9 protein-coding genes and 1 pseudogene are annotated in these 13,994 nt (G+C 41.1%); 3 read left to right on the forward strand and 7 right to left on the reverse strand.

Features of this window, described 5'->3' with window-relative positions; translation table 11 throughout:
• Positions 1-108: 108 nt before the first annotated feature.
• On the reverse strand, positions 109-426 hold the full coding sequence (gene kaiB, locus ACKTT2_RS35085) for a circadian clock protein KaiB (protein WP_407895513.1): 318 nt from the start codon (positions 424-426) through the stop codon (positions 109-111).
• 110 nt (positions 427-536) lie between these two features.
• Positions 537-866: pseudogene (locus ACKTT2_RS35090) on the reverse strand (phosphatase RsbU N-terminal domain-containing protein); the annotation flags it as partial.
• A gap of 591 nt (positions 867-1,457) precedes the next feature.
• On the opposite strand from ACKTT2_RS35090, the gene ACKTT2_RS35095 reads away from it, so the two are divergent.
• Positions 1,458-4,865, forward strand: a complete 3,408-nt coding sequence (locus ACKTT2_RS35095) for an ATP-binding response regulator (protein WP_407895515.1) — start codon at positions 1,458-1,460, stop codon at positions 4,863-4,865.
• 76 nt (positions 4,866-4,941) lie between these two features.
• On the opposite strand, the gene ACKTT2_RS35100 is transcribed toward ACKTT2_RS35095, so the two are convergent.
• Positions 4,942-5,508 (reverse strand): Uma2 family endonuclease, encoded by a 567-nt coding sequence (locus tag ACKTT2_RS35100; RefSeq protein WP_407895517.1) that lies wholly within the window; start codon positions 5,506-5,508, stop codon positions 4,942-4,944.
• 52 nt (positions 5,509-5,560) lie between these two features.
• Here ACKTT2_RS35100 and ACKTT2_RS35105 point away from each other — a divergent pair, with 52 nt between their 5' ends.
• Together ACKTT2_RS35105 and cobO are read left to right on the forward strand one after the other, a co-directional pair.
• Positions 5,561-6,748 carry a DUF4336 domain-containing protein gene (locus ACKTT2_RS35105; RefSeq protein ID WP_407895519.1) on the forward strand — a complete coding sequence of 396 codons (1,188 nt, stop codon included), beginning with the start codon at positions 5,561-5,563 and terminating at the stop codon, positions 6,746-6,748.
• 60 nt (positions 6,749-6,808) lie between these two features.
• Positions 6,809-7,471, forward strand: coding sequence for a cob(I)yrinic acid a,c-diamide adenosyltransferase (gene cobO / locus ACKTT2_RS35110; RefSeq protein WP_407895520.1), 663 nt, complete (start codon positions 6,809-6,811; stop codon positions 7,469-7,471).
• A 51-nt stretch (positions 7,472-7,522) separates the two neighbouring features.
• On the opposite strand, the gene ACKTT2_RS35115 is transcribed toward cobO, so the two are convergent.
• The 4 genes from ACKTT2_RS35115 to ACKTT2_RS35130 all read right to left on the reverse strand — a co-directional run bounded on the left by ACKTT2_RS35115 (position 7,523) and on the right by ACKTT2_RS35130 (position 13,854).
• Entirely contained in the window at positions 7,523-8,101 is a 579-nt protein-coding gene (locus ACKTT2_RS35115) for a hypothetical protein (protein ID WP_407895522.1), read from the reverse strand.
• 834 nt (positions 8,102-8,935) lie between these two features.
• The gene (locus tag ACKTT2_RS35120) at positions 8,936-9,919 is read right to left on the reverse strand and encodes an RNA polymerase sigma factor, RpoD/SigA family (RefSeq protein ID WP_407895523.1); all 984 of its coding nucleotides are present in this window, start codon (positions 9,917-9,919) and stop codon (positions 8,936-8,938) included.
• Between the two features lie 1,266 nt (positions 9,920-11,185).
• The gene (locus ACKTT2_RS35125) at positions 11,186-12,916 is read right to left on the reverse strand and encodes a helicase HerA domain-containing protein (protein ID WP_407895524.1); all 1,731 of its coding nucleotides are present in this window, start codon (positions 12,914-12,916) and stop codon (positions 11,186-11,188) included.
• 140 nt (positions 12,917-13,056) lie between these two features.
• Positions 13,057-13,854: a glutathione S-transferase family protein gene (locus ACKTT2_RS35130; RefSeq protein ID WP_407895526.1), complete on the reverse strand. Its 798-nt coding sequence runs from the start codon at positions 13,852-13,854 to the stop codon at positions 13,057-13,059.
• Positions 13,855-13,994 lie beyond the last annotated feature (140 nt).

Raw genomic sequence — 13,994 nt, forward strand, 5'->3', positions numbered from 1 at the left:
GTTTGGTTGTAGGATTTTCCCGTGAATGATGGACTTATAATTAGGACATCGGGCATAGTAAGAAATAATTTATGGCAAGAGTGCCCATTGCCCATTGCCCTCGTGACTTTATTGTTCAAAGTGTTCTTCCTCTGTTAATTCTTCATACAGTAAATCCAATCCAATAAGTACTCTTTCTCTGTCTGATAAATCCCCAATAATTTTCCGAACAGGTGGAGGTAGTATTTTAGATAGTGTGGGAGTGGCTAATATTTTATCTTCTTCTGCTAATTGCGGATTTTTTAACACATCTATCACTTTTAAAGCATAAACACCTTGAAATTCCTGTTCTAGAACATTTTTAAGTACTTTCAATGCCCGTACTGAGTTAGGTGTATTCCCAGCTACATAAAGCTTGAGAACGTATGTTTTTCTAAGATTTTTCATATGCTTGGATACAGGCTCTAGGTAAACATGGAATTGGAAAATACAATGTATTGCTAAAGATTTAGAGGATTGCTTACCGCCTGCTCTTACTCTCTTATGCTTTCTTGAACCTATTTTTGAATAGAACAACGATAGAGTTCGCACAGGTGAGCCAATATATCAATTAATGTCAGGCGGTAATCTAGCAAGGCTTCATCGTTCCTTCCTTCCAATTTTAACTGCTTGGAAAATTCATCAATAAGTTCCATATGAATTTCTATAATTTGTGGCACAGGAATATTAGCATAAAACACTGCTTTGATAAATTTATCAATTTTTTCGTTTAACGTTTTATCTGAGATGGTAAAGTATTCTATAAGAATTTGACGGTAATCCGATTTGATTTGTTGCAATAATGCCTGCTGTTCGGCTCCTGTCATTTGCTGAAAAACCTGCTGGAGTTCTGACTTGGGGCATTTTGTATTTTTTTATACGTGTATTGTGCCGCCTGAAACGGCTAACACAGCAACGTAATGAAATACACCAATAACGGCAGTTTAGGTTATTGATAAGTAGCATCTATCTAAATATAGATTTTTTTGCTTCACTCCACAATAAGATACTTAAACGAAAATAAACGAATATCGCAATCTAAATCATTATAATTCCTAAAGGTTCTAAAACGAATCTTTGGAGCAATAATTGTTAAGAGCGATCGCTATCAGTTCCAAAAATCTCTGGTGGTGTTGAACCCAACTCCAAATTTGGGGGAAGTGTAAAGTCAATCAAGTTAGTCCACATTCTGACCATTGCACCGAAAAACTTTATACTTTATTCGTTTTGTTGACCATTTTTAACTCCTACAAAAAGATTTGTGAGGAAGAGCCAAGCTTTTGCCAATTAGGCGTTAACTTATGGAAAGAATCGAACTGCTCGTGTCTTTCTAGAGGATACTGCTTCAAACACAAACACGTCGGCTTAATTGGCAGCTAACTAGCGATCGATGTTAACAGGCGATTTCCCTAGAAGAATGACTATCACGCTATATGTCAATGCTAAAGTACCCTCTTTATGATTTTATCGCAACCGTACCCATCTGCTTAGAAACTGTAACTCTGGCAGATGTACTGGATGTTTTTGAGAAAGAACAGTGTCAAGCGATTGCTGTGTTAGATAAGCAGCAATACTTACTGGGATTGCTCTACTCTGCCCGCTTATTACCACAATTACTGCTAGCTGGTTACGTTGGAGAACGATCCAAGTTTTCCTACTTACAACAACCAATCTCAATACTAGCCAGGGAGTTAGTGCAACCAGTACAAACAATCCCAGTTACATTTCAAATAGAGCAATTGGGTGGGTTTTTACGTTCTCAAACAATTCCAGCGAATACTAATTTAGATTGGGCGCTTATTGACTCAAATAGCAAATTCTTAGGGCTGGTAGATAACTCACGCCTGTTAAAATGGTTGGCTTTCCATCAATTTGAAACGCCAAAGGAAAATAGCGATCGCGATACCATCGTTGAAAAAGCTCGTACTTTTTATCAAAAGCGCATACCACATCATCCACAAATCCATCAGCCTTTAGTACAATTGCTAGAGCGATTACCCTGGCCTTTGATGTTGCAAACAAATAGCGGTGAAATCATCACTCAAAATCCAGCATGGTGGCAGCAGTTAGGGGCTTTAAAAGATCCGGAAGGGGTGAGGCGACAAGTGGAGGCAATTCTAGCAGTAACTCCATCGAAATATTCACCTCAAACAGTTGTCAAGGCTCATTCCTTAAACAACAGTATCCCAAAAATGGAAGAAGAACTTTCATCTGTTGTTATCCAATCTATTCCCAAAAGCCAAAGAGCGCACTCTAAAAAACTAGCGTCTTCACCTACTACCCTTCAAGAGCAACCATTACCCGAAACGTCCGCATCGCGATGTTTCTTAAACAGACAAATGGGGACTTGTACCTGTATTGTAGAAGTGCAAAACGGTCAGGAACGAGTTTGGCAATTTGCTAAAATCCCCTTAGATAGTCCTGAATTAAAAGCTTTGGGTGTTGAATCAACATCACTCAACACTCGGGGATCGGAACTCGGAAATGATTTATGGCTCGTTCTAGCAACCGACGTGACAGAACAACAGCAACTTAGTAAAGAACTGGCTGCAAAAAATGCCGATCTCATTCAGCTCAATCGTTTAAAGGATGAATTTTTAGCTTGTATCAGTCACGAACTCAAGACCCCTCTAACGGCTGTTTTAGGGTTATCGCGGTTGTTAGTCGATCGGCAATTGGGAGAACTCAACGAACGTCAAGCCCGTTATGCAGGGCTGATTCATCAAAGCGGTCGCCATTTAATGAGTGTGGTCAATGATATTCTAGACTTGACCCGCATGGAAACAGGACAGATGGAACTCGCTCTGTCTAACGTGACGATTCGCTCGGTTTGCGATCGCGCAGTTTCCGAAGCAAAAGTTATCCATGCCCAAAGTACAAAAACTCCCATCAACACCAAATCCCAAACAACATCTGTCAGAGAACACCAATTTAGCCTTTCCATTGAACCAGGTTTAAATGAGTTAGTCGCAGATGAATTGCGCTTGCGACAGATGTTAGTGCATCTGCTTTCCAACGCCTTTAAATTTACAGAAACAGGTGGTGAAATCGGATTATGGGTTAGTCATTGGGAAGGCTGGATTGCTTTTACAGTTTGGGATACAGGCATTGGCATTCCCGAACACCAACAGCATCTCATCTTTCAAAAATTCCAACAACTAGAAAATCCCCTCACCCGTCAATACGAAGGAACGGGATTGGGGCTAGTCTTAACCAGAGCGTTAGCACGACTTCATGGCGGTGATGTCAGCTTCTTGTCCCGCGAAGGCAAAGGAAGCCAGTTTACACTCCTCCTCCCTCCTAGCCCCCCACAAAAAGGGGTAGGGACTAGAGAGTGGGAATTAGGGACTGTAAAACAGCAAGGGCTGAAAACTGAAAACTGGGAACATGACACTGTTTCCCCAAGCCCACCAGTCCGCACAACAACAGAAACCTCCCCGGTGGGTAAAACTCGCCATCACCAATCCCGAATTGGTAATTCCCACCCTCACCACAACAACAGCTTAGTGTTGGTTGTTGAGGCTGTAGCCCACTACGTAGAAGATTTAACCGAACAACTCACTGGTTTGGGTTATCGAGTCGTCATTGCTCGCTCGGGATGTGAAGCAGTAGAAAAAGCACGTCGCTTACAGCCTAAAGCTATTTTCCTCAACCCTCTAGTACCATTACTGTCGGGATGGGATGTGCTAACCTTACTGAAGTCAGATGAAGTCAGTCGTTATATCCCTGTCGTCGTCACAGCAACAGGAGCAGAAAAAGAGCAAGCATTCGCCAACCGAGCTGATGGTTTTTTAAGCTTACCAGTACAGCATCAACTTTTAGCACCACTGATCGAAAGTTTGTGCGTCGCACCAGAAGAAAAGAAGCAAAAACCAGATGAAGCCCAAATTCCTAAACATAAAACACCATTACGAATTTTAAGATTAGTCAATCCCGAATCTAAACCTCCCACCTCGCACCCATTTTTACAAGAACATCGAGTTTTAGAAGTAGACAATATAGATCAGGCAGAACTTCTTTCTCGGGTTTGGCAATTTGATGTTATTTTACTAGACGTAGATATGCCAGAAGCAGAAAATTTGCTACAACAACTCAATCTCCACCCCCAGTTAGCAGCTCTACCTCTTGTCACTTGTAATGTAGCAACAACGCAAACAGCTTCTCAAATAGCGGGGCTTTCCGTATTTCCTTGTCTAACACCTTTAGGAACAGAAAAGGAAAATGGAGGCAAAAAAACAGACACTTTATTATCTGTTCTGCAAATTGCGTCAGGAGTTTGCTGTCCGCCTAGCGTCTTAGTACTCGATTTAACAATACTCCCAGATTTACCAGAAACAAAACTTCAAAAGAAAACTTATCAGGTAGAAAAGGCAACTGCTGTAAGTAGTATGTTTGGAGAAAATCACTCTTGCCCAATACAAGGGTTACAACCTTTTACTGTTTGTCGTGGTTCAGAGTGGTTTCAAGCGCTGATTCAGTACTTACAAACTGCTGGCTTTAAAGCGTCAATGAGCCGTTCTTGGGCAGAACTGCTACAGCAAATTCGTCACCAAAGTATCGATCTGCTCCTGATTTGCTTGGGAGAGTCTACTCTTACAAAAGAAGTTCACTCAGCCCTAAAAGCCTTGGGAAAATTGCCTTTCGATTTGCCCCCCGTGTTGCTACTCGACCAACGATTAAATTCTACGAACTTGGAAAATGAGAAATCTACTGTTGTTAAACAGAAAACCAAGAACCAAGCAAATTCATCAGAGACTGTTTTAGACTCAGTGACTTGTCAAATCTTACCCCGCTCTATCTCTATGGAAGAATTATTAAATAAGATTAATCAAACTTTAAATTGTTAGTTGTTAGTTAGATTTACCCCCCTTAGTCCCCCTGATGGATTGGGGGTAAACTAATACTAAAACCTCAATCTATCAGTTAATTAAAAGATACATCTTCATAAATATCAGCTAGGGAACAAGAAAAATTGATACTAATTAACTGTAATTCTTGATTTCCTCTATAGCTATACAGAACCCATCTGCCTTCAGGATTACGACGAAAACAATCAACTCGCTGACGAGTTTGACTAATTAAGACATATTCTTGCAATGTTTCTAATTCTTGATAGTCAATAAATTTATCGCCTCGATCGAAAGCTTCAGTAGAAGGCGATAGCACTTCAATAATTAAACAGGGATAGCGTTTAAAATACTCACAATCCAAATCCCTCCGATCGCAAGTTACCATAATATCGGGATAATAAAAAATATTCAGAGCTTCAATGCGGGCTTTCATGTCTGTAGCGTATAGACGACAACCCGTACCACGAACATGATTTCTGAGAAGGGCTATAAGATTAGTTGTAATTGTTACATGAGCATCACTTGCTCCTGACATTGCGTAGATTCGCCCTTGGATATACTCATGTTTAATAAAGCTCGATTTTTCTGCTTCTAAATACTCTTCTGGAGAAAGATAGAGGTGAGATTGGCTGAGACTCATACAAATTAATTAATATATCTATTCTTCATCAATTAAATGACAGGAGCAAAAAATGGAAACCTTTCCCAATCCAAAAGATTGGTCGTGGCCGTTTTGGCCTATTGTACCGCTTTACCCCTATGGTAAGAGGCGCACGCTCTGTAGGGAAGTCGTTGAGGGAACTATCTGGACATTCGAACAAGTTCAGGGTGCTCTCTACACTGTTGTACCGATCCGCATGACTGTTATAAAGCTTTCTGCTGGTGGTCTTTTTATTTACGCCCCCGTTGCTCCAACTCCGGAGTGTATAGGTTTGGTCAAGGAACTGGTGGCAAAGCACGGCAATGTTAAGTATATTATTTTACCAACAAGTTCTGGTTTGGAACATAAAGTTTTCGTTGGTCCCTTTGCCCGTCGGTTTCCTCAAGCCCAGGTATTTGTTGCCCCCCATCAGTGGAGTTTCCCAGTCAACCTACCTTTGAGTTGGCTTGGTTTTCCTGCCAAACGAACCCACATTATTCCAGAAAATAGCAGTCAAATTCCTTTCGCTGATGACTTTGATTGTGCTGTGTTGGACATCAACTTGGGAAGGGGTTCTTTTGTAGAAGTGGCTCTGTTTCACAAGCGATCGCACACTCTACTCTTGACTGATACTATACTCTCAGTCCCAGAAGATCCGCCTGCAATCGTTCAATTAGACCCATACCCCTTGCTCTTTCATGCCAAGGACAGCGCTCTGGAAGCGGTGGATAATAACGAAGCAAATCGTCGTAAAGGATGGCAACGCATCTCACTGTTCGCTATCTACTTCCATCCTAGCGAATTGAAAATGTTGGGATGGGGAAAGATGGTAAGCAATGCTTTTAAAGCACCAGATCGCTCTGCAAAAGCATACTTTGGTTTTTTTCCCTTTGAATGGCAAGAGAACTGGAAGTACTCCTTTGATGCCCTACGATCTGGGGGGCGTCCGTTTGTCGCACCAATTTTACAAACTTTGATTCTTCCCCAAGCACCTAAACAAGTTCTCCATTGGGCTGATAAAGTTGCCACTTGGGATATTCAACGGATAATTTCTTGTCACTTTGACTCTCCCATTGAAACTAATCCGGAGCAATTTCGACAAGCGTTTGCCTTCCTAGAAACACAACCCTCCTTGGGAGGAAATCAATCTCTACCAGAAAAAGATTTTAGATTTATTAGGGAACTAGAAGCTAATCTCGTCCGTAGTGGCATTGCCAAACCAGCAAAGGAAAATCTGTAATTCAACCGCAATGTTTCCAACCTTTCGATAAAATGTAGTCACTATTTCAAGACGATCGCCATGCCAACCAATGAAATTTGGGAAACAACTAGTGATGTTTCTGTAGGAGAAAATCCTTCCCTAACCTCAGAGCAGTATCGCAAAAAGATGCAGCGACGTAAAGAAATTCAAGAACAGAGAATTGCCCGAGCGTCAACTGAAAAAGGGTTAATTATTGTTAACACGGGTAATGGCAAGGGGAAGACAACAGCCGCACTGGGAATGGTGTTGCGATCGCTAGGTCACGGTTATAAAGTGGCGATTATTCAATTTATCAAAGGAGCTTGGGAACCTGCTGAGAAAAACATCCTCAGTATTTGGCAGGGAGACTTGTTAGAATTTCATGCTTTGGGTGAAGGTTTTACCTGGGAAACTCAAGACCGCGATCGCGATATCGAAAAAGCGATTGCGGCTTGGCAAAAAGCATTAGAATATATTTGCAACCCAAATTACAAGTTGGTTTTATTGGATGAAATCAATATTGCTCTAAAACTTGGCTACTTAAAAATTGAAGAGGTTTTAGCCGGATTAGAACGAAAGCCTCATGATACGCACGTTATTTTGACAGGTAGGGGTGCGCCTCAAGCATTGATTGAACAAGCAGATCTAGTTACGGAAATGACGTTAATCAAACATCCTTTTCGAGACCTAGGCATTAAAGCACAGCCGGGAATCGAGTATTAATTATGAATTCTGAATTATGAATTATGAAAAGTACAATTCATCATTCATGATTCATATTTGGTTTTTACAAGCTTGCAAAATCCGGCGATCGTTTGCGCTTGCATTTATGGGATGATATTTTTGCAGTACAACTGAGTGGTTATAGGTAGGCGCTACATCATCATCCATAAGACGAGGCTCGCTACTTGCAGTAGCTATCTGAGTCTGAGCTTTGTCACCGGGATAACTAGTTACGGTCATTGCCAACTCACCTCTTGAGTCAAGAGTGCCGTTAAAACAACTAAATTCTGAGTGAGGCGTATATAGAGCGCCTAACACTTTACCCTGTTGCTTTTCAAACACAATGTAACCTTGTCCGAGTTGACTGGGTTTTGGTGATTCACCATATAAGTATATTCCATCCTTTTGTGGAATCTGAGATCTTAATGAAGGTGTAGAGTTTCTTACTAATCTTTGAGGAGTAGCACTTGGGGTCGTCAAAGACTTGACTTGTCTCGAACTATTTGTTACTCTTACAGGAACCGACTCATTACTAAATGCTGGTTTGATTTGGCTACTAAAAGATCCAAGCAAGAAAAGTGAGCCAATAAGGGGAAATCCCATCTGACGTAAAGAAAATTGCTGTTTCATATGATTAGGCACCCTACTTGCCTACTAAAGTTTACTTCCGCGTTCTTTGTTCTATGATTTATATCTACCGTACTCGAGCTGTAATGAATTTGTCTCCGTCAATAGTTTGATTTATATTTAGGAAAAAAATCTTCTATCAAGGAATCAAATTACTACTTATTTTGGATTGTTAATGCTAAGTTATCCATCTTTAGCAATTCCTACTACTACTGGTATATGACTCGTATTCGGTAGTGTGTTTTGGACAAGATGAAACTACAAAAGCAAATTTGTTAATTCCGGATAAGAACTAAAAACTTTTCAAATTTCCTTCTTTATTCTCCTTTAGAGCTAGAATGATTAACTTTTTTAGGCAAAAAATCTATGTAAGGTAGGTGCTCACCTTATTCAGGTCAGAAATGGATGTAGTAGGGTGGGCAATGCCAACCACATTTAGAGGATGTTTGAAAAGTTTTGGGCGAATATAATTCGCTACTATACAAACCAAGTCCGCCTGCATGGACTAACAGAAAATTATCTATTTGATATGTACTCTCAATGCTGTGAACTATTGGTAGGCATTGCTCCACCCTACAAGCGGTAATTTTTGAGCGAAAAGGGAGTCATTTTCTTAATAAAAAACACATCACGTCTTATTTGTAAAGTCTAAAATTGAGTATTTGTCAAAATAATTATCAATAAAAAATTACCTCCTAATTCAGTCTGAATCAGGAGGAATACTACTAATGTATGACTTTCAAATACTAGCTAGAGATTGATGGGCGATCGCCGACAACGAGAGAATGAAAATGCATCTTTTCTAGTCCCTAGCCCCCAATCGCCAATCGCCATTTTCTAGCTAGCCACATATTCTTTGACATTAGCGCGGCGACGACGTAGGTGAGCAAGAGCTTGATGCTCCAACTGACGAACTCGTTCGCGGCTAAGGTTAAGGCGTTCGCCAACCTTTGCCAAAGACATTTCGTTTCCATCGACTAAGCCAAAGCGCAGGGCTAAAACTTCTCTTTGCTGAGGAGTCAATTCTGCCAGCATATTGTTCAAGTCTTGGCGTAAGAACTCCTGAGTGGTGTAGTACTCTGGTGATGGACCTTCATCTTCGAGCATCTCTTGTAGCTCAGTGTCCTGATTGTCGCCCACTTTGACATCCAATGAAACAGGCTGACGTGCCATGTTTAAGTACTCTCGAATTTGGGCTGGTTCTAATTCGAGTTCTTTGGCAATTTCAGCAGGAGAGGGAGATCTTCCCAATTTCTGTGCTAGTTCCCTCTGCACTTTTTTAATTTTATTTAGTTTTTCTGTAATGTGGATAGGTAAACGAATGGTACGACCTTGTTGAGCGATCGCTCTTGTGATTGCTTGGCGAATCCACCAGTAGGCGTAAGTTGAGAACTTATAACCTCGTGTTGGGTCGAATTTCTCTACACCTCGCTCTAATCCTAGAGTTCCTTCTTGGATCAAATCCAGAAACTCCATATTCCGCTTCTGGTATTTTTTAGCAATAGCGACCACTAAGCGTAAATTCGCCTCAATCATCTTCTGCTTAGCTCGTTTGCCTTGGTGAACAATTTGCTTCACCTCAGCTTCTGTCTTGCGAACGTGAGCCGCCCACTCTTGTAATGTTGCTTCGTGACGCAATTTTTTCTCTAAAGCTTCTTTCGCTTCAATAAGCGCCATCATTTGTTGTACCTGCTTCCCGAAGACAATCTCTTGCTCACGAGTTAACAGTGGTACACGACCAATCTCGCGCAGATAGGTTCGCACCATATCAGCCGTGAATTTGGCGTTAAGGTTTTCGGTTTGGGCATCAACTGTAGGCATCGGTGCGTTTTCCTCTATTCCGTAAACAAAGTTAATAAATAATGAAGACAAAAATGGATTGCAATGCACTCCTTATTACGTATGCAGGAAACTACCAATAACAAACTGTTATATACAGATTTTGTGGTGACGGTCATCCCTTAAGGTAAGTTCCCCATCTTTTCCACATTTTGGAAGTGCTATCAAGCATTTTCGCGATCGTCAAGAATTCTTGTTTCCCTTAATCCCTGGCGGCAATGGATATAATATGAAGTCGATATGAGTTTTACTTACATTATGGTACGACAGTTTTTGTCGAACGTAAAGAGCTGGAGTTAAATCTTTCAATTATAAAGCAAAACGTTTTTGTTGCACGAAAACTCTGGCATTATTTTTTATATATTTATAATGACTCTAAAACCCCCGTTTCGGTCTTCCTCCAATAGCCGGATAACCGAACTGATTTGCTTCTTATCTTGGAGGGATGTTACGAAATCTCAGAATTAGAAATAGAAATTTAAGAATTGGTAGTTACTCTCCTTCGCCAACACCCACAATGAGAACGACAGAGTTAGGCTTTGAATTTTCTTCCATCGAGCCACATGACAGCCGCTACAAACGTTTATGTGTCAGAATAAAGGTTTCAAGCGTGAAATTTACCTTGATGTTCAGCATTATGTAAGGTTTCCTTCAATAAGTCCATACAGCGATCGCACTACATTACTGTGGTTCTTTACTTTTTTCCAAGGACACACCTTCACATAACCTTTGCCGACTTGTCTCCTGTAAAACGGTGTTACACAGACTTTTCACATTTAAGAGCCTTTAGTTTTCGATTAGAACTCTGACTTGCTTAGTGTCAGCCGCCCTCAAAATTCCCAATAAGTGTTTGTTCATCATTATAACTCATTCCTACTACAGATGAAAAGATATTAGTTCTAGCTTGGTTAGTAAGTTTGCTCAGATCCCCCACTCGTTCTCTCGTTTTCTCTCGTTCCTAGTTTTCTCTTGTTTTCTCTCGTTCCTAGCCAGAGGCTAGGAATGCATTCCCAGAGGCTCAGCCTCCCGTACTCAACCTAGCACAAGAGGCGGAGCCTCTAAAGAAGGCATTCCCTGGCTGAGCCACCAGATCGAGGTTGGGTATGTCGCAGTCCATCACAAATTCCCAAACATCTATACTACATATACTACACAAAGTATTATAAAAAATCAATCCCAAGCTCACTGGTCAGGTGGTCACTGGTCAGGTGGTTACTGGTCAGGTGGTTACTGGTCACTGTTCGCTGTTTAAAATCCAAGGTCTGCCTTAGCGAGTTCAGCAGCAGCAAACACCTCCGTATCTGGCTTTTCCTCCCAATCAGTATCGCCAATTTCCTCATAGAATTTAGCATCGTAGGGACGAGTTCGCACGACAACAGGCATAGGAACAGCATGACCGAGAACTAAAGCTTGTTGCTTTGAGTCCAACTTTGCCAAAACGGACTTCAAACTACCAGCACCAGAAACACCAGTAAAAATCGCGTCTATATCTTTTTCATCATTTAACAAAGCAGTGATACGAGTCCCAATCTGAGACATGACTTCGTTATCGATACCTGATGGGCGTTGATCGACGACTAAGAGGGTAACAAAGTACTTACGCATTTCGCGAGCGATCGTACCAAAAATAGTACTTTGTACGGTCGCGGGGTCTAGAAAGCGGTGTGCCTCCTCAATAGTAATCATCAATTGAGTTGGTTTATCGAGGGGATTTTTCGACTGTAAAAACTTTTCTGCCTTACTGACATAGTGTTGGTGAATCCGGCGGGTAATCATGTTTGTCACCAACATATAGGAAAGCATATCCGCTTGGGAACCAAACTCCACCACAATGTTTTTACCTGCTTCCAAAGAACGCAACATCTGATTGACGTAGTTCTGAGGACAAGCAGCACGCATATACTTTAGATTATCCAGTCGCAGAAGTTTCCTTTGCAAAGCAGTGATGGAACCCTGGTGTCCCCGCTTTTCCTCACAAAACATCTTGATTTCCTCATTTGTCATATTTAACAATTGAAGAATCCAAGACTTGCCAAATTCAGCGTAGAGAATGTTCGCGTTATCGATACTAGCATCCGAAAGACCTAAATCTCTAGCGCACAACTTTACATCTTCAACCTCAATTTGGTCATAACTCAAATAAAGTTCTTGTGCGTGAGGAACTCCTCGACGCTTTGTAGATTCTGGATCGAGAGTATATACCTCTACTTTTGAGGGAAATAACTGCTTTAACCCTTTGACAGTACTAAATTGTTTGCCTTCCGAGACAGCTTCCCAGCCATATTCAGAATGCATATCAAAAATCAAATTGACTGCTGCATTTTTACGGATTGTACCAGCTAAAAGTAACCTTGTTAAAAAAGATTTTCCCGTACCGGATTTCCCAAAAACACCGTTACTTCGTTCTACAAACCTGTTTAAATCGATACAAACTGGCACTTCCATATCTAGCGGTCTTCCCACTGAAAAGTTTTTCCTTTGCGGGTCATCTTCCCAACCAAACACTCGCCGAAAATCGTCAACAGAAGCCTCATACACTTGGCTAAAGTGGCTGGGAATTGTTTTTACTGGTAACAATTCCATCGTCGTACTGGTTTGAGGTTGAAATGATGCCAAACCCGTTGTTGATGGAACGAATGGATTTACAGATTTCCCGTTAGTAGGAGAAAAAGATTCTTCAGATTCTGGAGTAAACATTAGCATTGGAGCAAGGGTAATCGTGCCATATGTACCTCCTCCCGCCAAAATTTCTCGTAAAAAAGTGTCTTCCCAATTAGGGGGGTTAGCAATGATTCTCTGATTGGCAATTCCCAACGAGACATCTGTGAGCATACAGAAGAAACGCGATCGCACCCCTTGTACCACCAAAAATTTACCTACCCGCATATCTTCTACAGAAATATCGGGGTGCAATCTTACTTCTAATCCCCCTATGAGAGAGCCTTGTATAACTGAACCTAATGGCTGTCCCAAACTCATTTTTACATTGTTATTTCTTGCATATGTTGCATTGTAAATGTAATCTATATAATTTGCACTAAATTTTTGTTATTAGTTAGTGGTTAGTGGTTAGTTGTTAGTTATTTTTCCACTAACCACTAACTACTAACCACTAACCATTATTCAATTTGAATTGAAGTTGGAGCGCTCGGAGTTGTTGGTAGAGTGGAACTTATTAGAGGCTTGCGAAATTGAGCATATAATCTGTCTCGCCAACTAAAAAATGGTTCATATGCTGGATTTTCTGCGAATAGAGGGACTCCCTGTCCTCTAAGAGAGACAGGTAAATCTAAGTAGGGACCATCAGGAAACTTTAACAACATCGATAAACCAGCCACAGCAAAATCTGCTAGTGTGGGTTCATCTCCCGTTAAATATGGACTATCTGCCAATAATAGAGTGAGTGCTTCCAAGTCTTGCTTTAAGTCCGCGAGCGCACTTTTTATAACATCAGGAGTATATCCAACTCCTACACCCATAATTTGCAGCAATTCGCTAGGTACGCCTTGGACAAAACTTTTCAGAATATCTGGTGTTGTAGTTGGCAGTAGAGATTTGCGAAGAGTCTGATTTTGGCTAATTGCAGAAAATAATGCTTTGCGACTTTTTGCCCCTATTGACTCATCTGCCCATTCTTCAATTAATAGAGTGAGACCTTGTTGCTTTGAGTTTGCTGGTAGTAAGGGACGATCCGGATACTCTGAGTCTAAATACTTAGCTATTTCTGTAGAATCTGCTATATACCTAATACCATCTTTTAGTACTGGCACTTGCCGTTGACCTGTTAAACGGAACAACTCTACCTGTCCAATTCCAGGTGTTACCTCAATTTTACGGTAATCCAGACCCTTATAATCTAGAATCAGACGCACTTTCTCTGAGTACTGAGACAGTTCAAACTGGTATAATTCCAGCATTCTTCAGTTCCTGTGCTTAGTGTACTTATCGATTTTACACTTCAATCAGTGACCAGTGACCAGTGACCAGTGACCAGTGACCAGTGACCAGCGACCAGTGACCAGTGACCAGTGACCAGCGACCAGTGACCAGTGACCAG

The sequence above is a fragment of the Scytonema hankhaensis NUACC26 genome, from assembly GCF_045865695.1.
In the GTDB taxonomy this organism is placed as follows: Bacteria; Cyanobacteriota; Cyanobacteriia; order Cyanobacteriales; family Nostocaceae; genus Scytonema.